Annotated in this window: 2 protein-coding genes and 1 pseudogene; all 3 read left to right on the plus strand. The window is 43.2% G+C overall.

Annotation, left to right across the window (positions count from 1 at the left end; genetic code table 11):
- Window positions 1-82: 82 nt before the first annotated feature.
- Window positions 83-11,320 carry an amino acid adenylation domain-containing protein gene (locus tag RMY31_RS12445; RefSeq protein WP_409877894.1) on the plus strand — a complete coding sequence of 3,746 codons (11,238 nt, stop codon included), beginning with the start codon at window positions 83-85 and terminating at the stop codon, window positions 11,318-11,320.
- The gene (locus tag RMY31_RS12450; RefSeq protein WP_409877895.1) at window positions 11,317-25,671 is read left to right on the plus strand and encodes a non-ribosomal peptide synthase/polyketide synthase; all 14,355 of its coding nucleotides are present in this window, start codon (window positions 11,317-11,319) and stop codon (window positions 25,669-25,671) included. The genes RMY31_RS12445 and RMY31_RS12450 overlap by 4 nt, the downstream gene beginning before the upstream one ends.
- A gap of 221 nt (window positions 25,672-25,892) precedes the next feature.
- Window positions 25,893-26,780: pseudogene (locus RMY31_RS12455) on the plus strand (IS701 family transposase); the annotation flags it as partial.
- Window positions 26,781-26,919 lie beyond the last annotated feature (139 nt).

Here is a 26,919-nt window from a genome sequence, read left to right on the forward strand (position 1 = left end):
TTTTTGAAGTAAAGGGATGATGAGAGTAGCTTTAGAGGAAAATTATTAATTTATTAAAATTAGCATCGATTAGAGTGAAATCATGAATTTAACAGAGCTTCTAGAAAATATTTCAGCAAAGAATATTGAACTGTGGGTTGATGGAGACAAACTGCGCTATCGATCGCCCGAAGATTCACTAACCCCTGAGTTATTGCGGGAAATAAAGCAATCTGAACCAGAAATTATCCGAATTTTATCCCAGAGTACTAATCAGGCTGCGACTTATCCCCTCTCTCATGGTCAAAAAGCACTTTGGTTGTTATATCAATTAGCACCCAGTAGTACCGCTTACAACGCCATATATGCAGCAAAATTAGTCACAAATTTAAATATTCCTGCCCTGAAGCAGGCAGCACAAGCTCTAGTTCAAAGGCATCCACTTTTGAGGACTACCTTTGCAAGCATTGACGGCGAACCTGTACAAACAGTTCACGAAAATCAGCAAGTTGACTTTAGCATCGAAGAAGCTTTCGATCTCGGCCAAGACGATGTAAACAAATGGCTCTCAGAAAAAAGCGATCGCCCCTTTGACTTAGAACAGGGCCCGATATTGCGCTTTGACTTATTAATTAACCATATTAAAACTGATAAATTAGCAACCAAAGAACATATTCTTTTAGTCACGCTACATCAGATAGTAGGGGATTTCCGGTCTTTAGAAATCACAATTGGTGAACTGAAAGTCTTGTATCAAGCGATGTCTACGACGGGCTACGCCTACGCAAAAGGTGAAGCAGCTCAACTATCAGCACAAAACTATCAGTATCAAGATTACATCAAGTGGTCAGAGCAAATACTCGCTAGCTCGCAAGGAGAAAGTTTGCGGACTTATTGGCAGCAACAACTATCTGGTGAGTTGCCACTGCTAAATTTACCAACAGACCGACCAAGACCTCAAAGCCAAACCTTTAATGGTGCTTCCCGCTTTTTTACTGTTGAAGAAGAACTGCGGCAAAAGCTTGCAGAATTGGCAAATAGAGTTGGTGCTTCTCTTTATATACTTTTATTAACAGCATTACAAATACTATTACTACGTTATACCGATCGAAAAGATATTTTAATTGGCTCTCCAATGGTGAATCGGAGCCGTTCAGAGTTTGAAAATATTGTGGGTTACTTTACTAATCCTGTTGTCTTGCGAGGAGACCTTTCAGGAAAACCGACTTTTCAAGAGTTGCTGAGGCGATCGCGCTCTTGTGTATTAAATGCCCTAGACCATCAGGATTATCCTTTTCCTCTGCTGGTGGAGCAACTGCAACCTGTCCGCAACCCCAGTTTTTCGCCGCTTTATCAGGTAACTTTAGTCTGGCATCACTCCCACCAAAATATAGATATAGATATCGATGGTTTAATTTTGGAATTAATAATTCCAGAGTCTAAAGGGGCTGCATTTGATTTAACATTAAGTATTCTTGAGGAGCCAAGCTCACTCAAAGGTACATGGAATTACAACACCGACCTGTTTAATGACAGCACCATTGAGCGGATGATGGGGCATTTTGTAACTTTGCTCGAAGCAGTTGTAGCAAATTCTCAGCAACGAGTTGACCAATTACCTTTGTTAACACAATCTGAGCAACGGCAGTTATTAGTTGAGTGGAATGATACTCAAGTAGACTATCCCTTTGATAAGTGTATCCATCAGTTGTTTGAAGAGCAGGTAGAGCGTACACCAGATGCAATAGCAGTGGTGTTTGAGAATCAACAATTGACGTACCACGAATTGAATTGTCAGGCTAACTCTTTGGCGCATTATTTGCAGTCTTTGGGAGTAGGAGCCGACGTGCTAGTGGGGATTTGTGTAGAGCGTTCTTTAGAGATGGTCGTGGGACTACTTGGTATTCTCAAGGCGGGTGGGGCTTACCTACCACTTGACCCTGAGTATCCCCAAGACCGTCTCTCGTTCATGCTTGAAGACGCTCAAGTTTCAATATTACTGAGTCAACAGCGACTTTGCGATCGACTACCTGAGTATCAGGCAAAACTGATTTGTTTAGATGAAGTCTGGGAACAAATTCTGCAAAACAAACCCAATAACCCGATTGAGGTAGTAACACCTACTCATCTAGCGAATGTGATTTACACATCCGGCTCCACAGGCAAACCCAAAGGAGTAATGGTTGAGCATAGAGGATTGTGCAATCTAGCTCAAGCTCAGATTCAAACTTTTGGTTTGGATTGTGATAGTCGAGTTCTCCAGTTTGCCTCCTTTAGTTTTGATGCTTGCATATCAGAAATCTTGATGGCTTTTGGATCGGGGGCAACACTTTACTTAGGAACAAAAGACTCTCTCATGCCGGGTATGCCTTTAATTGACCGATTAAAGAACGATCGCATTACCCATGTCACCCTACCACCTTCAGCCCTAGCAGTCCTGCCACAAGAAGAACTGCCAACATTGCAAACAATCATTGTCGCCGGAGAAGCCTGTCCTCTTGAACTGATGCGACAATGGTCTACAGGAAGAAACTTCTTCAACGCCTACGGGCCAACAGAAGCGAGTGTTTGTGCAGCGATCGCTAAATGCACTACTCAAGACCAAAAAATTTCCATTGGTCGTCCAATTGACAATACCCAGATATACATACTTGACCAAAACTTACAACCACTACCTGTGGGTATACCAGGAGAACTGCACATTGGTGGTGCAGGATTAGCGCGCGGCTATCTTAATCGCCCAGAATTAACACAAGAAAAATTCATTCCTAACCCCTTCAACAATTCAAAATTCAAAATTCAAAATTCAAAATTATATAAAACCGGGGACTTGGCTCGTTATCTCCCAGATGGCAAAATAGAATACCTGGGGCGTATCGATAACCAAGTAAAAATCCGGGGATTCCGCATTGAGTTGGGAGAAATTGAAGCAGCACTGAGTCAACATCCCCATATTCAAGTATCATGTGTCATAGCCCGCGAAGATATTCCTGGTGACAAGCACCTAGTAGCCTACATCGTACCCCAGCCACAGGTGACACCTACAATCAGCATTCTGCGTAGCTTCCTCAAAGAAAAACTACCAGAATATATGGTACCAAGTGCTTTCGTCATCTTAGAATCTTTACCCCTAACCCCCAACGGAAAAATAGACCGTCGTGCTCTCCCAGCACCACAGGCAAGTAGTGAATTATCAGACAAATATGTAGCTCCACGCACCCCCATCGAAGAAATCCTAGCAGTGATTTGGCAGCAAGTTCTGAAAGTAGAGCTTGTAGGCAGACATGACAACTTCTTTGAACTAGGAGGACACTCACTACTGGCCACGCAATTCATCTCCCGCGTGCGTACCAGATTAAAAGTAGAAATATCATTGCAAAGTTTATTTGCTGCACCAACAATTGCTCAGTTAGCGCCATTGATTCAGCAGTTACAGCAGCAAGATATAGAACTGTCAGCACCACCCATCTTAAGGCGGGTAGAGAATGCAGAAATACCACTGTCATTTGCTCAACAGCGTTTGTGGTTTTTAGACCAGTTAGAGTTGAACAGTGCCTCATACAACCTATCCATAGGTTTGCGTCTAGTAGGAACTTTTAATGTTGCAGCCTTAGAACAAAGCTTAATTGAAATTATTCATCGCCATGAAGCATTACGCACCAACTTTGTTACTGTTGATGGAAAGCCTTTACAAATAATTCAAACGGTAACGAATTGGACAGTAACAGTAGTTGACTTGCAGCATTTATCAACACATGTACTGAGTGAAGTCGTTGGCGAAGCCTCTGCCTCAGCAGAAGTAACAGAACAAAAAACGGCTGCACAGAAATTACTGGAACAACAAGCAATTGAGCCTTTTGACTTAGCTCATGATCCATTAATCAAAGCGACATTGGTGGTGCTGTCTCCTACAGAACATTGGTTAAGTGTGTGTATGCACCACGTTGTCTGTGATGGTTGGTCAATAGGTGTGTTTGTCCAGGAGTTAGAAGCACTGTATAATGCTTATTCTCAAGGTCAACTATCACCCCTGTTGCCACTGCCGATTCAGTACGCAGATTTTGCTACTTGGCAAAGACAATGGTTACAAGGGGAAGTACTACAAAACCAGTTGAGTTACTGGGAAAAACAGTTGGCAAATGCACCCACGTTCTTGCCACTACCCACAGATAGACCAAGACCTGCTGCGCAGACTTTCAATGGCTCATATCATGTGTTTACTCTGTCTGTTGAGTTGACCCAACAGTTGGAAAAACTGAGTCAACAGCAAGGTGTAACTATGTTTATGACGTTGTTGGCGGTGTATAATATTCTGCTTTATCGCTACACCGGACAAGAAGATATTTTGGTGGGGACACCAATTGCCTACCGCGATCGCACTGAGCTAGAAGGTCTAATTGGCTTTTTTGTCAATACTTTGGTGATGCGGACTGATTTAGCAGGGAACCCCAGTTTTAACGAGTTACTCCCGCGCCTGAGAGAAATGGCATTATCCGCCTATGCTCATCAAGATTTGCCCTTTGAAATGTTGGTGGAAGCATTGCAGCCAGAACGGGACTTGAGCCATACACCATTGTTCCAAGTGATGTTCGTTCTCCTGAACGCTCCCATGTCAGAAATAGAGTTGACTGGGTTAAGTGTCAGTGGATTGCCAATAGAAATCACGACGGCAAAGTTTGATTTAACTTTATCAATGGAAAACACTCCCGGTGGACTCTTTGGGTGGTGGGAGTACAACACTGACTTGTTTGATAGCAGCACCATTGAGCGCATGACTGGTCATTTTCTAACACTACTTGAGGCAATTGTGGCAAATCCCAGCGAGCGGATTTCGCAATTACCAATGCTCACAGCATCTGAGCAGCAACAGTTATTAGTGGAGTGGAATGATACTCAAGTAGATTATCCCCAAGATAAATGTATTCATCAGTTGTTTGAGGAACAGTGTTTGAGTACCCCAGATGCCGTGGCGGTAGTGTTTGAGAATCAACAATTGACGTACCACGAATTGAATTGTCGTGCCAACCAGTTGGCGCATTATTTGCGGTCTTTGGGTGTCAAACCAGATGTGCTGGTGGGCATTTGTGTGGAGCGTTCTTTAGAGATGGTGGTCGGACTGTTGGGCATTCTCAAGGCAGGTGGGACTTACGTACCACTTGACCCAGAATATCCCCAAGAGCGTTTGCGCTTTATCTTGGAAGATGCTCAAGTCTCAGTGCTGCTGAGTCAACATCATTTAGTTGAAAAATTACCTGAGTGTCAGGCGCAGCTTGTAAGCTTGGATACTAATTGGCAGTTGATTTCTCAGTTGACTCAAGAAAATGCGATCGCAGATGTCCAAGCTAGTAACTTAGCTTATGTGATTTATACTTCCGGTTCTACAGGTCAACCCAAAGGTGTGCAAATCTCACATAAATCTGTGAGTAATTTCCTCTCTGCTATGCAGCAGCGCCCAGGAATAACAAAACAAGATACACTGCTTGCAATCACTACTATTTCCTTTGATATTGCTGCTTTAGAAATTTTTCTGCCCATAACTGTAGGTGCATGTCTGGTCATAGCCAGTCGTAACGTGACCCTTGATGGAAGAGAATTATTTGACTTGCTAGTTAAGTCTAAAGCAACGATTATGCAGGCAACTCCAGCTACTTGGAGATTGCTTTTAGACTCCAACTACCAGTTTAGCAATCTAAAAATACTTTGCGGCGGTGAAGCTTTACCTTGGGATCTAGTTAATCAATTGCTTGACAAGAGCACTTCTTTGTGGAACCTTTATGGCCCAACAGAGGCAACTATTTGGTCATCAGTATGTCAACTCGAATCCAATGAAAGCTTGATTTCTATTGGCCGTCCAATTGACAATACGCAGATATACATACTAGACCAAAACTTACAACCAGTACCTGTAGGTGTGCCAGGAGAACTGCACATAGGTGGTGCAGGATTAGCAAGAGGCTATCTCAACCGACCAGAGTTAACACAAGAAAAATTCATTCCTAACCCCTTCAGTGGAGGCAGGGGGCAGGGAGCAGGAGAGAAGTGCGGTCTTGGGGTTTCTCCAAGTGGAGCAACTTCGGGGAGCAGGGGGAGAGAACGGTTGTACAAAACAGGGGACTTGGCTCGTTATCTCCCAGATGGCAAAATAGAATACTTGGGACGTATCGATAACCAAGTAAAGATCCGGGGATTCCGCATTGAGTTGGGAGAAATTGAAGCAGTACTAAGCCAACATCCCAATGTGCAAGCATCATGTGTCATAGCCTGTGAAGATATCAGGGGTGACAAGCAGCTAGTTGCCTACATTGTAGTCCAGCCACAAGTAACACTCACAATTAGCGAACTACGTAGCGACCTCAAGAAAAAGTTACCAGACTACATGGTACCAAGCGCAATAGTCATCTTGGAGTCCCTACCGCTTACCCCCAACGGCAAAATAGACCGTCGCGCGCTACCAGCACCACAGCCAAGTAGCGAATTATTAGAGAAATATGTCGCGCCTCACACCCCAATTGAAGAAGTACTGGCACTGATTTGGCAACAAGTCCTAAAAGTAGAGCTTGTAGGTAGACATGATAACTTCTTTGAGCTAGGGGGACACTCACTACTAGCAACGCAACTCATCTCCCGTGTGCGTAACAGCTTGAAAGTAGAACTACCATTGCGGAGCTTATTTGCTGCACCCACAATTGCCGAGTTAGCACCATCGATTCAGCAATTACACAAACAAGATTTAGAACTTGTTGCACCGCCCATATTACCCAGGATAGGGAATACTGAATTACCACTATCGTTCGCTCAACAGCGTTTGTGGTTTTTAGACCAGTTTGAGCCGAACAGTGCTTCATACAACATTCCCTTCGGATTGGGTCTAATCGGAAGTGTGAATGTTGCTGCCTTAGAACAAAGCTTACAAGAAATTATTCATCGCCACGAAGCATTACGCACCAACTTTGTTACTGTTGATGGAAAGCCTTCACAAATAATTCAAACAGCAACAAATTGGACGGTTACAGTTGTTGACTTGCAGCATTTACCGTGGAGAGAACAAGAAATTGCTGCACAGAAATTAGTGCAACAACAAGCAATTCAACCTTTTGACTTAGCTCATGATGCATTAATCAGAGCAACATTAGTAATGCTGTCTCATACAGAACAGTGGTTATTAGTGTGTATGTACCATGTTGTCAGTGATGGCTGGTCAATAGGTGTGTTTGTCCAGGAGTTACAAGCACTGTACAATGCCTATTCTCAGGGTCAATCGTCACCCTTGTTGCCACTGCCAATTCAGTATGCAGATTTCGCTATTTGGCAAAGACAATGGTTGCAAGAGGAAGTACTGAACAAGCAATTGAGTTACTGGAAAAAACAGTTGGCAAATGCACTCACATTCTTGCCATTACCCACAGACCGACCAAGAAGAGCTGTGCAGACTTTCAATGGCGCACATCTGGAGTTTACACTCTCTATTGAGTTGACCCAACAGTTGGAACAACTGAGTCAACAGCAAGGGGTAACTTTGTTTATGACGCTGTTGGCAGCTTATAATACCCTGCTTTACCGCTACACGGGACAAACAGATATTTTGGTGGGGACACCAATTGCTAACCGCGATCGCACCGAGCTAGAAGGGTTAATTGGATTTTTTGTCAATACCCTAGTCATGCGGACTAACTTGGCAGAAAATCTCAGCTTTAACGAATTACTCCCGCGTATCCGGGAAATTGCATTGTCGGCTTATGCTCATCAAGACTTGCCTTTTGAAATGTTGGTGGAAGCATTACAGCCAGAACGGGACTTGAGCCATACACCATTGTTCCAAGTGATGTTCGTTCTCAATAATGCGCCCACATCTGAAGTAGAGTTTACTGGGTTAACTGCCAGTTTATTGCCAATAGAAAATTCTACAGCAAAGTTTGATTTAACTTTATCAATACAAAACACTACCACTGGACTAGTAGGAGGATGGGAGTATAACACTGACTTGTTTGATTGCAGCACTATCGAACGCATGACAGGTCATTTTGTAACTCTGCTGGAAAGTATTGTCGCCAATCCCAGTGAGCGAATTTCACAATTGCCGATCTTAACAGCATCTGAGCAACAGCAGTTATTAGTGGAGTGGAATGATACTCAAGTAGATTATCCCCAAGATAAATGTATTCATAGGTTATTTGAGGAGCAGGTGGAGCGTACACCCGATGCAGTCGCAGTGGTGTTTGAGAATCAACAATTGACATACCACGAGTTGAATTGTCGTGCTAACCAATTAGCCCATTACTTGCAGTCTTTGGGTGTAGGAGCGGATGGACTAGTGGGGATATGTGTAGAACGCTCCTTAGAAATGGTGGTGGGATTACTTGGTATTCTCAAGGCGGGTGGTGCTTACCTGCCACTTGACCCTGAGTATCCCCAAGACCGTCTCTCGTTCATGCTTGCAGACGCTCAAGTTTCCGTGCTACTTACCCAACAGCATCTAGTTGAGTCTCTTACCCAACATCAGGCGCGTGTAGTCCACTTAGATAAAGACTGGATTGCGATCGCTAAGTTTAGCCAAGAGAATCCAATTGCTGACGTGCAAGCTAGTAATACAGCTTATATTATTTTTACTTCTGGCTCTACTGGTCAACCGAAGGGGGTAATACTATCTCACAGTAACCTTTGCAACCACATGTTCTGGATGCAAGCAACATTCCCCCTGACTAAAAAAGACAAAGTACTGCAAAAAACTCCCTTTGGCTTTGATGCCTCAGTTTGGGAATTTTACGCTCCATTGTTAGCAGGCGGACAGTTGTTAATAGCTGAACCAGGAGGTCATACTGACAGTGCTTATCTCTTAAAGTTAATTGCCCAGCAGCAGGTAACTACTATTCAACTTGTTCCATCTTTACTGCAAATGCTTTTAGAACAGGGAGGAATTGAAACTTGTCACTCCCTCAAACACGTGTTCTGTGGTGGTGAAGTCTTACCCGTTACTCTGCAAGAAGGCTTGTTAAGCAAGCTAGATGTAATTTTACACAATCTCTACGGCCCAACAGAGGCTTGTATTGATGCAACTTTCTGGAATTGTCAGCGTGAAATTCATCCACAAATTGTCCCCATTGGTCGTCCAATTTCCAACACGCAAATCTACATACTCGACCAAAACTTACAACTAGTACCTGTGGGTGTACCAGGAGAACTGCACATTGGTGGTGCAGGATTAGCAAGAGGATACCTCAACCGTCCAGAATTAACACAAGAAAAATTTATCCCCAACCCCTTCAGTGGAAGCAGGGGAGGAGAACGCTTATACAAAACAGGGGACTTAGCACGTTATCTACCAGATGGCAATATCGAATACCTGGGTCGCATCGATAATCAAGTAAAAATCCGGGGTTTCCGCATTGAGTTGGGAGAAATCGAAGCAGCACTCAACCAACATCCCCATGTGCAAACATCATGTATCATAGCCCGCGAAGACATTCCCGGAAATAAACGCCTAGTCGCCTACATAGTACCCCAGCCACAGATAACACTCATAGTTAGCGAACTGCGTAGCTTCCTCAAAGGAAAACTGCCAGAATACATGGTACCAAGTGCCTTCGTCACCCTAGAATCCCTACCCCTAACACCCAACGGCAAAATAGACCGTCGCGTCCTACCAGAACCAGAAGCACGCACAGGAATAGAAATCGATATAGTACAACCGCGCACCCCCATTGAAGAAAAATTAGCCGAAATTTGGGCGCAAGTATTAAGAGTAGAGCAAATAGGCATACACGATAACTTCTTTGAACTAGGTGGAGATTCCATCCTCAGCATTCAAATTATTACCAGAGCAAAACTAGCTGGAATAGAACTAACAGTTAAACAACTATTTGCCAATCAAACGATCGCTCAATTAGCCACAGTCGCAGGCACAACAAAAGCACTGTTAATTGAACAAGGATTAGTCACAGGGAAATTACCCCTAACACCAATTCAAAATTGGTTTTTTGAGCATAAATTACCAGAGAAACACCACTTCAACCAATCATTTCTCCTCACAGTACCATCCAATCTCAACCTAGAAATATTAGAGCAAGTATGGCAGCAACTACTAAAACATCACGATGCTCTCAGACTAAGATTCACCCAAACAGATATAATATGGCAGCAAATTCATGCCGACCCAACAGATAACATTACTATCTCCCGTTTTGACCTATCGGCAGTTCCAAAAACTGAGATAGAAAATTCTATTGAAACCACAGCTAACGAATTACAAGCGAGTTTAAACCTCTCAGAAAATCTCGTACAAGTAGCATTTTTCTGGCTAGGTATTGACAAAAAAGCGCGATTATTAATAATAATTCACCACCTAGTAGTAGACGGTGTTTCCTGGCGGATATTGTTAGAAGATTTGCAGACAGCTTATCAGCAACTCAGTCAAGGCAAGACCATTCAACTACCTGCTAAAACCACATCCTTCAAAGATTGGGCGCAACAGTTGACAGAATATGCTCAATCAGAAGTTTTGAAAACAGAACTAGATTATTGGTTGAGTGCATCTTACGATGCAGTTGATTCCCTCCCAGTAGACTATGCACAAGGAGTAAATACTACTGTATCGGCTAAGACAATCTCAGTGTCATTAAACAAAGTAGAAACCCAAGCACTCCTGCAAGATGTCCCGAAAGCTTACAAAACACAAATTAACGATGTCTTGTTAACTGCCCTAGCGCTGGTGTTAAGCAGATGGACTAACTCTGAGTCAGTATTATTCAACTTAGAAGGTCATGGGCGGGAAGAGATTGTAGATGGTGTAGACTTATCACGCACTGTTGGTTGGTTTACAACGATTTTCCCAGTAGTTGTGGAACTGGGAATCAAGGACGATCTGGGTACTACTTTAAAATCAGTTAAGGAACAATTACGTGCAATTCCTAACAAAGGCATTGGCTATGGCTTATTGCGTTATCTGAATCTTGATGCAGAAATTAGCGCCCAGCTAGAGAAAGTTCCCCAAACAGAAATTAGCTTCAATTATTTGGGACAATTTGCTCAAGTTGTGAATACATCCTCTCTGATGCAACTGGCTGATGAGCCTAGCGGAAACAGCCAGAGTTTACAAGGTCAGCGCCATTATTTGCTAGACATTAACGCCATCATTGCTAACGAACAACTGCAAATAGATTGGACATACAGCAGTAATATCCATCGGCACGAAACGATTGAGAATCTTGCCCAAGAATTTGTAGCAACCTTGCAAGAACTAATTACTCATTGTTTATCACCGGAAAATGTAGGTTATACGCCTACAGATTTCTCATTAATCAACCTTAACCAAGTAGAACTAGATCAAATATTACAAAATCTATGAAATTAGAACTTAGCAAAACTAATCGGCAAAATATTGAAGATATTTATCCGTTATCTCCCATGCAAGAGGGGATGCTATTTGAAAGCTTGTATGCTCCAAATTCAGGTGTATATTTTGAACAGATAACTTGCATTTTAACGGGAAACCTAGATGTAAAAACCTTCGAGCAAGCTTGGCAGCAAGTGGTAGCTCGGCATACTATTTTCCGCACAGCTTTCTTGTGGGAGTCTTTGAGCCAGCCAGTTCAAGTGGTGTATCGACAGGTGAATGTGAAGGTCGAAACATACAACTGGCGAGAGTTATCTAAGCAAGAGCAGCAACAGCAATTAGAGGCTTTTCTGGATTCTGAGCGACAACGGGGTTTTCAATTGTCGCAAGCGCCATTGATGCGCCTATATCTAATACAGTTGGATGAGAATACTTATCAGTTTGTTTGGTGTCATCATCATTTATTACTTGATGGCTGGTCGTCACCTTTGGTTTTCAAAGACTTGTTAGATTTTTATCAAGCTATTTTTCAAGGTGAAAGATTATCTCACACTCCAACTTTGGGCTACCGCAACTATATTGCTTGGTTACAACAACAAAATCGAGATTTAGCAGCAGAATTTTGGCGACAAAAACTCCAAGGTTTTACTACACCAACTCCTTTGACTGTAGATAAACCATTGTCGATGCAGGAGCAATATTCAGGCTACGGCGAACAACAAATTAACTTAACTGCATCAGCGACGGCAGCAGTAGTGTCTTTTGTCAAGCAGCATCAATTGACAATGAGTAATCTGGTGCAGGCGACTTGGGGATTGTTGCTGTCTCGCTACAGCCAAGAAACAGATGTGGTTTTTGGTGCAACTGTGTCTGGTCGTCCGCCGGAACTTGTTGGTGTAGAGTCGATGGTGGGATTATTTATTAATACTCTGCCAATGCGGGTGCAAATCTCCGAGCATACAGAATTGTTGGGTTTGTTGAAAGATTTCCAGGCGCAACAGGTAGAATCTGAACAATATTCCTATAGTTCATTAGTAGAAATTCAAGGCTTTAGTGATGTTCCTAGAGGAACGCCTTTGTTTGAGAGTATTGTTGTTTTTCAGAATTATCCTATTGATACTGCTGCTCTACAAGGCAATAGCAATTTTTCCCTCTCGAATTTTAGGTGGATTGAACAAACAAATTATCCTCTAACGGTTTTAGTTGCCTCTGGCGAGAAATTGTTGCTGAAGATGATGTACGATGCTAGTCGATTTGAAGATGAAACGATTAGCCGAATGTTGGGTCATTTTGTCACACTACTAGAAGGTATTGTGGCTAATCCTCAGCAAAAAATTTCCCAGTTGCCAATACTAACCGCGTCTGAGCAGCAACAGTTATTAATAGAGTGGAATAATACCGAGTCTAATTATCCTCAAGATAAATGTATTCATCATTTATTTGAGGAGCAAGTAGAATTGACACCAGATGCTGTGGCGGTGGTGTTTGGCAATCAACAATTGACTTACCGCGAGTTGAATAGTCGTGCTAATGGGTTAGCGTATTACTTGCAGTCTTTGGGTATAAAACCAGATGTACTGGTGGGTATTTGTGTAGAACGTTCCTTAGAAATGGTGGTGGGAATGTTGGGCATTCTTAAGGCGGGTGGGGCTTATGTACCACTCGATCCTGAGTATCCAACTGACCGTTTGGCTTTCATGCTCGAAGACACTCAGCTATCAGTTATCCTAACTCAAGAAAAGTTAGTTCATAGACTGGGCGATCGCCAAATTCAGATCGTTTGTTTAGACTCAAACTCAGATATTATTAATCAGCAACCACGACACAACCTAACTACCAGTGTCAAAACTGACAACTTAGCTTATGTGATGTACACCAGTGGTTCTACAGGTCAACCCAAAGGTGTGAGCATTGTCCATCAAGGTATAGTGCGATTAGTTAAAAATACCAATTATATCAGTATTTATGCTGAAGATGTCATAGCACAAGCCTCAAATTATGCTTTTGACGCGGCAACTTTTGAAATTTGGGGAGCGTTGCTCAACGGTGCGCGGTTGGTAGGGGTAAGCAAAGATTTGGCACTTTCGCCTGCATATTTTGCAGACTTTATGCGATCGCAAAATATCAGTGTGTTATTCTTGACAACTGCTCTATTCAATCAAATCGCTCAAGAAGTCCCTTCTGTTTTCAGTTCGCTACGCTATCTTCTATTTGGCGGCGAAGCAGTCGATCCGAAATGGGTAAAAGAAGTCCTCAACAATGGTGCGCCACAGCAACTACTCCACGTTTACGGGCCGACAGAAAATACAACCTTTAGTTCCTGGTACTTAGTACAGGATGTCCCAAAGGGCGCGACTACTATTCCCATCGGACAACCAATTTCCAACACACAAATCTATTTGTTAGATTCTCAACTACAACCAGTGGGTGTCGGTATCCCTGGAGAAATTTACATTGGGGGAGATGGACTAGCTAGGGAATACCTGAACCGCAGCGAGTTAACACAAGAAAAATTTATTTCTAATCCCTTCGGAAGAGGCAGGGGAGCAGGGAGCAGGGAGCAGGGGGAGAATTCAGCACGGGCTAAACGCCCCGCTACCGCTAACAGCATTCAGCACGGGCTGAACGCCCCGCTACCGCTAACAGCACTTTTATATAAAACTGGGGATAAAGCACGTTATTTACCAGATGGCAATATCGAATACCTGGGACGTATTGATAATCAAGTAAAAATTCGGGGCTTCCGCATTGAATTAGGTGAGATAGAAGCAATCTTGAATCAATATGGTGATGTGCAGACTTGTTGTGTCATCGTCCGCGAAGATACCCCAGGAGATAAACGTTTAGTAGCTTACGTAGTAGCACATCAAGGCTCTACACCGACAATGAGCGAACTGCGACAATATCTGAAAGCAAAGCTGCCAGAGTACACGATCCCCAATGCTATTGTCATCTTAGATTCTTTGCCACTTACATCTAATGGCAAAGTAGACCGCCGCGCATTGAGAGCGCCAGATTTATACAGCAATTGGGACAAATATATTGCTCCACGAACTCCTATTGAAGAATTGTTAGCGCAAATTTGGGCGCAAGTTCTGAAAGTCAGACAAGTGGGTATTGATGATAATTTCTTTGAACTTGGGGGACACTCACTCCTGGCAACACAATTAGTTTCACGTATTCGCAACATTTTCAAAGTGGAACTACCATTGCGAAGTTTATTTACCGCACCCACAATTACTCAATTAGCACCATTAATTGGACAACTACAGCAACAAGACTCAGAACTAGCACCACCTATTTTACGACGGGCAAAGAATGTAGAAATACCATTATCTTATGCTCAACAGCGATTGTGGTTTTTAGACCAGTTTGAGCCGAACAGTGCCTTTTACAACATACCTATGGGTTTGCGCTTAGTCGGAAGTGTGAATGTTGTAGCCTTAGAACAAAGCTTAATTGAAATTATTCATCGCCACGAAGTATTACGCACTAACTTTGTGACTGTTGACGGACAACCAACTCAAATTATTAGGGAATGGGGTTCGGAAAATAGGGAACACAGAATAATACCAATTGTTGACTTACAGCACTTACCCGCAACCGAAAAAGAAATTACTGCACAGGAATTAGTTCAGCAACAAGCAAATGAGCCTTTTGACTTAGCTGTTGATGCCTTAATCAAAGCGACATTACTGGTACTGTCTCCTACAGAACAGTGGTTAAGTGTGTGTATGCACCACGTTGTCTCTGATGGCTGGTCAATGGGTGTATTTGTCACAGAATTAACCGCACTGTATAATGCCTATGCTCAGGGTCAATCTTTACCTTTGTCACCACTGCCAATTCAGTATGCAGATTTCGCTATTTGGCAAAGACAATGGTTGCAAGGAGAAGTACTTAATCGCCAATTGGGTTACTGGAAACAAAAATTGGCGAATGCACCAACGTTCTTGCCATTACCCACAGACAGACCAAGACCTGCTGTGCAGACTTTCAATGGAGCATATAAACAGTTTGCCTTGTCTTTTGAGTTGACACAAAAGTTGGAACAACTGAGTCAACAGCAAGGGGTAACTTTGTTTATGACGTTGTTGGCAGCATACAATACCCTACTTTATCGCTATACCGGACAAGAAGATATTTTAGTGGGGACACCAATTGCTAACCGCGATCGCACCGAGATAGAAGGGTTAATTGGCTTTTTTGTCAATACCTTGGTGATGCGAACTCAAGTTTCAGGCGATCGCACTTTTAACGAATTACTGCCGCGCATCCGGGAAACGGCACTGTCTGCATACACTCATCAAGATTTGCCCTTTGAAATGTTGGTGGAAGCATTGCAGCCAGAACGAGACATGAGCCATACACCACTGTTTCAAGTAATGTTCGTTCTCCAGAACGCCCCCGTGTCTGAATTTGAGTTGACTGGGTTAAGTGTGAGTTTATTGCCAGTAGAAAGTTCTACTGCCAAGTTTGACCTGACTTTAGTCATGGAGAACACTGCTGCTGGGCTAGTAGGGTGGTGGGAATACAATACTGACTTGTTTGATAGCAGCACTATCGAACGGATGACAGGTCATTTTGTAACTTTGCTTGAAGGTATTGTGGCAAATCCCAGCGAGCGGATTTCACAATTGCCCTTGCTCGCTGCCACAGAGAAACAGCAGTTATTAGTTGACTGGAATGATACAGCAGTAGACTATCCCTTTGATAAATGTATCCATCAGTTATTTGAGGAGCAGGTTCAGCATACACCGGATGCTGTAGCGGTAGTGTTTGAGAATAAACAACTTACCTATCACGAATTGAATTACCGCGCTAACCAATTGGCAAACTATTTACAAACTTTGGGAGTAAAACCAGATGTGCTGGTTGGTATTTGTGTAGAACGTTCCTTAGAGATGGTGGTGGGATTATTGGGGATTCTCAAAGCAGGAGGGGCTTACGTGCCGCTTGACCCTGAGTATCCAATTGAACGCTTGAGCTTCATGTTAGAAGATGCGGCTGTTCCAGTGCTGCTGACCCAACAGCGACTACTAGAAAAATTGCCCCCGCATCAAGCGCAGGTTGTATGCTTAGATACTCATTGGCATTCTATTTCTGGATTCAGTCAGAATGATGGGTTAGCACAGCTTACCGTAGGTATCGCCTCAGTACAAGCAACCAACTTAGCTTATGTAATTTACACGAGCGGTTCAACAGGAAAGCCCAAAGGAGCAATGAACGCCCACCTGGGAATTTGCAATCGTCTTCTGTGGATGCAACAAGCTTATCAATTAACAGCCCTAGATTGTGTTTTGCAGAAAACTCCTTTTAGCTTCGACGTTTCCGTTTGGGAGTTCTTCTGGCCATTATTCACGGGAGCGCGTTTGGTTTTGGCTAAACCAGGCGGACATAAAGATAGTGCTTACTTGGTCAACCTCATCGAACAACAGCAGGTAACGACACTGCATTTTGTACCTTCCATGCTCCAGGCTTTTCTGGAGGAACAAAGTGTAAAAAATTGCCATAGTTTAAAACGAGTTATCTGTAGTGGCGAAGCTCTACCCAAAGAACTCCAGGAACGCTTTTTCGAGCGCTTGAACTGTGAATTGCACAATCTCTACGGGCCAACAGAAGCAGCAATAGATGTTACCTACTGGCAATGCCAACTAGATAGCAATCTCAGGACAGTACCTATTGGGCGACCTATAGCCAACACACAAATCTATATCTTAGATTCTCACTTACAACCAGTACCGATTGGTGTACCAGGAGAACTACATATTGGCGGTGTAGGATTAGCGCAAGGCTACCTTAACCGCAGCGAATTAACGCAAGAAAAATTCATTCCCAATCCGTTTGACAAATCAAAACTTAAGAGTCGAAAGTCAAAATTATATAAAACTGGGGATAAGGCACGTTATTTACCAGATGGCAACATCGAATACTTAGGACGCATTGATAATCAAGTCAAACTTCGGGGCTTCCGCATTGAATTAGGTGAAATTGAAGCAGTTCTGAGTCAACATAGTCAAGTGCAGGCCTGTTGCGTCATCCTCCGCGAAGATACCCCAGGAGATAAGCGTTTAGTTGCATACGTAGTAGCGCATCAAGACTCGACACCAACAATTGGCGAACTGCGGCAATTTGTGAAAGCAAAGCTGCCAGAGTACGCGATCCCGAATGCGTTTGCGATCTTGGAGTCATTACCGCTAACTCCAAATGGCAAAATAGACCGCCGCGCCCTGCCAAAACCAGATTCATACAGCAGCTCAGACAAATATATTGCCCCACGTACACCAAATGAAGAACTGTTAGCCCAAGTTTGGGCGCAAGTTCTGAAAGTAGAGCAAGTGGGAATTTATGATAATTTCTTTGAACTGGGAGGACACTCGCTGTTAGCAACGCAATTAGTTTCACGTATTCGCAACATTTTCAAAGTCGAACTACCATTACGTGAATTTTTTGCCAGAGCTACAGTAGCAGAATTGGCAGATTCGATTGAGCAGTTACAGCAACAGGACTTAGAACTGACTGCACCACCTATCTTAAAGCGAGCAGAAGATAGTCAACTGAGCCTGTCTTATGCTCAACAGCGGTTGTGGTTTTTAGACCAGTTTGAGCCGAACAGTTCCTTCTACAACATACCTATGGTTTTGCGCTTAGTAGGAAGTGTGAATGTTCCTGCCTTGGAACAAAGCTTGATTGAAATTATTCATCGCCACGAAGCATTACGCACCAACTTTGTTACTGTTGACGGACAAGCAACTCAAATTATTAGGGAATCAGGTTCGGAAAATAGGGAGCAGAGAATAATCTCAATTGTTGACTTACAGCATTTACCCGCACTTGTACTGAACGTTCGCGTAGCGTCTCCGATAGGAGAAGCCGAAGTAACAGAAAAAGAAATTACTGCACATGAATTAGTTCAACAACAAGCAAATGAGCCTTTTGACTTAGCTGTTGATGCCTTAATCAGAGCGACATTACTGGTGCTGTCTCCTACCGAACAATGGTTAAGTGTATGTATGCACCACGTTGTCTCTGATGGCTGGTCAATGGGTGTGTTCGTTCAGGAGTTAGCAGCATTGTACAATGCTTATTCTCAAGGTGAGTCGTCCCCATTAGCACCATTACCAATTCAGTATGCAGATTTTGCACTGTGGCAGCGAAACTGGTTACAAGGGGAAGTACTGCAAAACCAATTGAGTTACTGGGAACAACAACTAAAAGACGCACCAGCTTTATTATCCTTACCCACAGACAGACCAAGACCTGCTGTGCAGACATACAACGGGGCATATCAAGAGTTTGCCCTGACTGGCGAACTAACTAGTAAGCTGACAAAATTCAGCCAAGAGCAAGGTGTAACTTTGTTTATGACGTTGTTGGCGGCATACAATACGCTGCTTTACCGCTACACAGGTCAAGAAGATATTTTGGTGGGTTCGCCAATTGCTAACCGCGATCGCAGTGAAATAGAAGGGTTAATTGGCTTTTTTGTCAATACCTTAGTCATGCGAACTGACTTAGCAGGAAATCCCACTTTTAGTGAATTACTCAGCCGTGTGCGTGAAATGGCAATGGCGGCATACTCTCATCAGAACTTGCCCTTTGAAATGCTGGTGGAAGCATTACAGCCAGAACGGGATCTCAGCCATACACCACTGTTCCAAGTAATGTTTGTTCTCCAGAATGCGCCCATCGCATCTGAATTAGAATTAACTGGGTTAAATGTCAGTCCATTGCCAGTAAAACTGACAACTTCCAGATTTGATTTAACCTTGATCGTACAGAACAGTCCTACTGGACTTGTTGGGTTGTGGGAGTACAGCACTGACTTGTTTGATGCTAGTACCATTGAGCGCATGACAAGTCATTTTGTCACGTTGCTTGAAGGCATTGTCGCTAACCCAGAACAGCAAATTTCCCAATTACCTCTGCTAACACAACCAGAAAAACAAAAGTTACTGGTCGAGTGGAACAATACAAGGGGTGATTATCCTCTGCATAAGTGCATCCATCAGCTGTTTGAAGAGCAAGTAGAACTGACACCCGATGCCATAGCAGTAGAATTTGTAGACGCGCCCAGTCATGGTTCTGGAAAAGTTAATCTACAACTTACTTACGAGGAATTAAACCATTGCGCTAACCAGTTGGCGCACTATTTACAGTCTTTGGGTGTCAAACCAGATACCTTAGTTGGTCTGTGTGTAGAGCGTTCTTTGGAGATGGTCATCGGACTATTAGCAATTCTCAAAGCGGGGGGAGCTTATGTACCACTTGACCCAGAGTATCCAACTGAGCGTTTGAGCTTTATTTTAGAGGATACTCAAGTTAAAGTATTGCTCACCCAGCGATCGCTCCTTGACCAATTGCCCCCAAATCAAGCACAGCTTGTTTGTTTAGATACTGACGCTAAATTAATTTCTCAATCCAGCCAAGAAAATCTCATCTCTGGCGTACAAGCGAATAACTTAACTTACATAATCTACACCTCTGGTTCTACAGGTCAACCAAAGGGTATCGCCATGAATCAGCTTGCACTTTGCAATCTGATTTTGTGGCATCAAGACAATCTCAAAATTTCTCGTGGAGCAAAAACTCTGCAATTTGCTTCGATTAACTTTGATGTCTCCTTCCAAGAAATCTTTACTACTTGGTGTTTTGGAGGTACTTTACTCCTCATTGCAGAAGAATTACGTCACGATACCTCAGCTTTATTAACTGTTCTCCAAGAACAAGCAATAGAAAGATTGTTTGTGCCGTTTGTAGCTTTACAGCAACTAGCAGAGGTAGCAGTTAGTAGTAACTTCATTACTAATTATCTCAGGGAAATCATTACTGCTGGGGAACAGTTGCAGATTACACCTGCAATTTATAAGTGGCTGAGTCAGCTAAGTGGCTGTAGTCTGCACAATCATTACGGTCCTTCAGAGAGTCATGCTGTCACCAGTTTTACACTGACTCCTCCTGTGGATAATTGGCCAGCACTACCACCAATTGGTCGCCCCATTGCCAATACCCAAATTTACATCCTAGATAAGTATTTACAGCCTTTGCCTATAGGTGTACCAGGAGAACTGCACATTGGTGGTGTTTCCCTAGCACGAGGCTACCTCAACCGCCGCGAATTAACCAAAGAAAAATTTCTTCCCAATCTATTTGAGGAGGCAGAAGGAAATTCTTCCACTCAGCACTCAGCACTGTTATACAAAACAGGAGACTTAGCTCGTTACCTGAGTGATGGCAACATTGAATACCTGGGACGTATAGATAATCAAGTAAAAATCCGGGGATTCCGCATCGAATTGGGAGAAATTGAAGCCGTACTCAGCCAATACGAGCAAATACAAGCTAATTGTGTAGTTGTCCGCGAAGATAGCCCAGGAGATAAACGCTTAGTTGCTTACATCGTTCCTCAACCACAGACTACACCTACAGTCAGTGAAGTACGACAATTCCTCAAATCCAAGCTCCCAGAATACATGGTTCCAAATGCGATCGCTATTTTGGATTCCTTTCCACTAACCTCCAGTGGTAAAGTTAACCGTCGCGCCCTACCCGCACCACAAGCAACTAGCGAGCAATTAGAAAAATATGTCGCACCCCGCACACCCCTTGAAGAAATCCTGACAGGAATTTGGGCGCAAGTGCTAAAAGTTGGGCAAGTAGGTATTCATGATAACTTCTTTGAGCTAGGCGGACATTCTCTACTTGCAACACAGTTGGTTTCCCGTGTACGCAGCAGCTTGAAAGTCGAATTGCCATTGCGGAGCTTATTTGCCGCACCCACTATTGCCCAATTAGCACCATTAATTGTGCAAATACAGCAACAAGACCTCAAATTCTCTGAACCATCCATTTTACCAAGGGCAGAGCAGGCAGCTATACCACTGTCATTCGCGCAACAGCGTTTGTGGTTTTTAGATCACTTCGAGCCGAATAGTGCCTCATACAACATCCCTGTTGGTTTGCGCTTAGTCGGAAGTGTGAATATTGCTACTTTAGAACAAAGTTTCAGGGAAATTATTCATCGCCATGAAGCCTTACGCACTAACTTTGTTGTCGTTGATGGGCTACCAACCCAAGTAATTCGTCATTGGAGGGAACAGGAAAATATACCTTGGAAACTGACAGTTGTTGACTTGCAACATCTGGTAACAGGCGAACGAGAAATTACTGCACAACAATTATTGCAACAAAAAGCTAATGAGCCTTTTGACTTAGCTCTTGATGCCTTAATCAGAGCAACATTATTTGTGCTGTCTGATACAGAGCAGTGGTTGTTAGTCTGTATGCACCACATTGTCAGTGATGGCTGGTCAATGAGTGTGTTTGTTGATGAATTAACTGCACTTTACAATGCCTATGCTCAAGGGCAATCGTCACCGTTGTTACCATTACAGATTCAGTATGCAGATTTTGCTATTTGGCAAAGGCAGTGGTTGCAAGGAGAAGTACTTAATCGCCAATTGAGTTACTGGAAACAACTGTTGGCTGATGCTCCCGCTTTCTTGCCATTGCCCACAGACAGATCCAGACCTGCTGTGAAGACTTTCAATGGCGCGCACCTGGAGTTTAGACTTTCTGCAAAGTTGACCCAACAGTTAGAAAAACTGAGTCAACAGCAAGGTGTAACTTTGTTTATGACGTTGTTGGCGGCATACAATACCTTGCTTTACCGCTACACAGGACAAGAAGATATTTTGGTAGGGACACCAATTGCCAACCGCGATCGCACCCAGATAGAAGAGTTAATTGGCTTTTTTGTCAATACCCTAGTGATGCGGACTAACTTGGCAGAAAATCCCAGCTTTAGCGAATTACTGCCGCGCATCCGAGAAACGGCATTGTCGGCTTATGCTCATCAAGATTTGCCCTTTGAAATGTTGGTAGAAGCATTGCAGCCAGAACGAGACATGAGCCATACACCACTGTTTCAAGTGATGTTCGTTCTCCAGAATACTCCCGTGTCAGAATTTGAGTTAACTGGTATAACTATCAGTGACTTGCCAATTCAAACTTCTACCGTAAAGTTCGATCTGACCTTAGTCATGGAGAACACTGCTACTTCGACTTACCTCGGCTCCGCTCGGCACGAGTCGCTCAGTACAAGTACTGGACTTGTAGGCTGGTGGCAATACAATACTGACTTGTTTGATAGCAGCACTATCGAACGGATGATGGGTCATTTTGTGACTTTGCTGGAAGGTATTGTGGCTAATCCCAACGAGCGGATTTCGCAATTGCCAATGTTGACTGCTTCTGAGCAACAGCAGTTATTAGTTGACTGGAATGATACAGCAGTAGACTACGCCTGCGATAAATGTATTCATCAGTTATTTGAGGAGCAGGTAGAGCGTATACCGGATGCAGTGGCAGTGGTGTTTGGCAATCAAAAATTGACTTACCACGAATTGAATAGTCGTGCTAACTCTTTGGCGCATTATCTACAAACTCTGGGCGTGAAGCCAGATACGCTGGTAGGTATATGTGTTGAGCGTTCCTTAGAAATGGTCGTGGGACTATTGGGAATTTTCAAAGCAGGTGGTGCTTATGTGCCACTCGATCCAGAGTATCCTAGCGATCGCCTCAGCTATATCCTAGATGATACTCAAGTTGGGGTAGTGTTGACCCAAAAGCGACTCCTAGATAAATTACCCCCAAATCAAGCCAGACTGGTTTTTATCGATGAAATCGAGTCACAAACTAATCCTAACAATCAAAAAAACCCTGTTAGTGAAGTCACACCGTCTCATCTCGCAAATGTAATTTACACTTCAGGTTCCACAGGTAAACCCAAAGGTGTGATGGTTGAGCATCGAGGATTAGTTAACCTAGCTCAAGACATGATTCAGGCTTTTGGCGTGCATTGTGATAGTCGAGTTCTCCAGTTTGCATCACTCAATTTTGATGCTTCCATCTGGGAAATTATCATAGCTTGGGGATCTGGAGCGACCCTATATTTAGGAACAAAAGACTCAATCATCCCTGGTGCGCCGTTAATGGAGAGATTACGCGACAATGGCATTACTCATGTCACCCTACCACCATCAGCCCTAGCAGTCCTGCCTAATGAAGAACTCCCCAATCTGCAAACAATTATCGTCGCTGGTGAAGCTTGTCCTGCTGAACTGATAAAAATTTGGTCTGTGGGGAGAAACTTTATAAATGCTTATGGCCCGACAGAAGCCTCAGTTTGTACCACAATTGTTAAATGCACTCCCCAAGATAATGAAGTTACCATTGGTCGTCCCATTGCCAACGCGCAAGTCTACATTTTAGACTCGCATTTACAACCAGTACCAATTGGCGTACCTGGAGAACTGCACATTGGTGGTGCGGGACTGGCACGAGGTTATCTCCATCAAAAACAGTTAACACAAGCAAAATTCATCCCCAACCCCTTCGGTCGAAGCAGGGGAGCAGGGGAGCAGGGGAGCAGGGGAGCAGAAGAGAAATTGCAGCAATCTTTCCCCTCTGCCCCTTTGCACCTCTGCCCCTCCGCCTCTTCCGAACGCCTATACAAAACAGGGGATTTGGCACGTTATCTACCAGACGGCAACATCGAATACCTGGGACGTATCGACAATCAAGTAAAAATCCGAGGTTTCCGAATTGAGTTAGGAGAAATTGAGGCAATACTAAGTCAGCATCCCGGAGTTAGGGAAAATGTCGTAGTAGCCAGAGAAGATATCCCAGGAGAAAAACGTCTAGTAGCTTATTTTGTACCGCAGTTGGAGCAAACATCGACTAGCAATGAGTTACGCATTTTCTTGAAAGACAAATTACCCCAGTATATGGTTCCAAGTGCATTTGTCAGCTTAGAGTTTTTACCTATAACTCCCAATGGCAAAGTAGACCGCAAAGCTTTACCTGTTCCTGATGCGGACAATACGGGGTTGGCAGTAAGTTTTGTGCCACCACGTACCCTTGTAGAGAAGGTCTTGGCAAATATTTGGGCTAATGCACTGCATTTGAAGCAAGTGGGTGTTCTAGATAATTTCTTTGACTTGGGAGGTCATTCACTAACAACAATTCAGGTGATGTCCCAGATAAATGAGACTTTCCAGATAAAGTTACCTTTGCGTCACTTATTTACTGCTCCAACGATCGCTGAACTAGCTCAAACTATAGAATCTACTTCTAGGACAGATTCTACTGCTAGTGCCAATGAAATTACTCCTTTAAACTTACAGAATGAAGTTGTCCTAGACGAGACAATTAAGCCAGGGAATTTAGTTTATCAACCTGTAAGTGAACCAAAGGCAATTCTGCTCACAGGTGCAACAGGCTTTGTCGGTGCTTTCTTGCTAGCGGAATTATTACAACAAACTCAAGCAGATATCTACTGTCTGGTACGTGGTGCTAATTTGACCGCAGGGAAACAACGCTTAAAAGAAACCCTCAAAGCTTATTTAGTCTGGGAGGAATCTTTCAACTCACGGATTATTCCGGTGTTGGGAGATTTATCTCAACCGCTTTTGGGTCTTTCTGATGAACAGTTTCACCTCATGGCTAAGAACATTGACTGGATTTACCATAATGGTGCTTTGGTTAATAGCATTTATCCATACACTTTGTTCAAAGCCGCAAATGTGCGTGGAACTGAGGAAATCTTGCGATTAGCTAGCCAAGTCAAAATTAAGCCTGTGCATTTCATTTCTACTGCTAGCGTTTTCGCCTCAGATGAGTATTTCAAATTAGGGGTGGTTCTAGAAAACGATCCTCTAGAACACTATCAAGGACTGCTTGGTGGCTATACCCAAAGTAAATGGGTGGCAGAAAAGATTATCATAATGGCACGCGATCGCGGTTTGCCTTGCAGTATCTACAGGCTTGGTAGAGTAACATGGCACAGCCAAACCGGCGTTTGGAACTCAAATGACCTGTTTTACAGATTCATCAAAAGCTGCATTCAACTCAAAAGTGCGCCCCAGATGAACAGCATGGAAAAAATTACACCTGTAGACTATCTCGCTAAAGCTTTAATTCACCTATCGCAGCAGTCAGAATCTTTGGGCAAAGCCTTTCATCTAATTAGTTCGCATTCTGTTTCTTGGAGCCAATTTATTAACTGCATCCGCTCATTTGGCTACCCACTGCAACAGCTTTCCTATGAGGATTGGCAAGCTCTCCTACTTCGCAGTACCGAAATTACTACTGATAATGCTTTGTATTCATTTGTATCGCTGGCTGAAGAAAATACATCTTCACAGTCAAGGCCAAATGCAACACCTAGCTTAATATTCGATTGTCAAAATACCCTCAATGGACTCGCAGATACCGACATTCGCTGGCCTCAAGTGGATGATAAATCACTCCAAGCTCTGTTTGCCAACTTTTGCAATTGGAACTTGGACAAAAAAAGGTAATTGAGGTTTTTGCATAATGTGGCTGTGATTTAAGGAGAGCGAAAAATTTCAGGAGAGATGAGGGACACAACGCGGTAGATTACTTCATGTAGGATTCATCTGATACTCTTACCCGGATTTCTCACAAGTGAAAAAAAGTATTTAGCTTCTGCAATTAGCGCTCTTCCATCACTCTCGTGAGAGAATAAATGAGTGAAATGACGCAAAGCTTTGTTTAGTCTATGTTTGAGGCAAGAAAGCCTGTCGAAACAATCAAATTTGTTGATGATTACTGTGAATGGTACAGAAAACTATTTCCGGAGGTCAGAAGTTTTGAGGCGTTTAAATATCTTCATGTAGGGATGATTTCCGATATTAAACGCAAAACTCTACCAGCAATATCACGCGTGGTGGGCTTAAGAAATGAGCAAGGGCTATTGCATTTCTTGACAGAATCACCGTGGGAAGTTGAGCAATTGAGGGAAGCAAGATTAAAACTGATACTACAAGTACTATTAGGGCGAGAAATTATACTAATAATTGATGAAACAGGAGACCCAAAGAAGGGGAGTACAACAGATTATGTCAAACGGCAATATATTGGCAATTTGGGAAAAATAGAGAACGGAATAGTAGCCGTTACAGCTTATGGTTTATTCGAGGGTATGACATTTCCCTTAATGTTTGAAGTTTATAAACCTAAACAAAGATTACTAGAATTAGATGTCTACCAGACTAAACCAGAAATCGCCGCTTCTAGGATTAGAAAACTCCGAGTCATGGGGTTTAACTTCAAGCTGGTACTAGCAGATAGTCTGTATGGTGAAAGCGATCGCAACTTCCTGAGTGTGTTGTGCGAATTACAACTAGATTTTGTAGTGGCGATTCGGAGCAATCATGGAGTGTGGCTACCGCCTGGTCAGAAAATCAGATATAACCGTTGGCGACCTTATCAACGTATATTTTCTGATGGTCAACAAGAGAAAAGGTACATTAGAGAAATAGTATTTGGCAAGCGCCGTGACGTTCAATATTGGCAAGTTACCACAGATCCAGAAACGTTACCGCAAAATTCGACTTGGTTTATCATGACTCTTGTTCCTGGTATTAAGTATAAAGAAGTAGGAAATTTACCCCTCTTCTGTCACTTTCCGAGTATTCTAAATAAAAGGATTAAAAGAAAAAACCCTGGAAGATAAGTAGGGCAATGGATGTAGAATTACAAATCCTGAAACATCTGGCAAGAGATGCCCATCCAACAGTTGCGAT

The sequence above is a fragment of the Dendronalium sp. ChiSLP03b genome (genome assembly GCF_034531165.2).
Lineage (GTDB): Bacteria > Cyanobacteriota > Cyanobacteriia > Cyanobacteriales > Nostocaceae > Dendronalium > Dendronalium minutum.

What these genes read in the sequence shown, in the direction of transcription:
- RMY31_RS12445 (WP_409877894.1), top strand. Translation starts at nt 83, where the DNA reads ATGAATTTAACAGAGCTTCTAGAAAATATTTCAGCAAAGAATATTGAA.
- RMY31_RS12450 (WP_409877895.1), top strand. Translation starts at nt 11,317, where the DNA reads ATGAAATTAGAACTTAGCAAAACTAATCGGCAAAATATTGAAGATATT.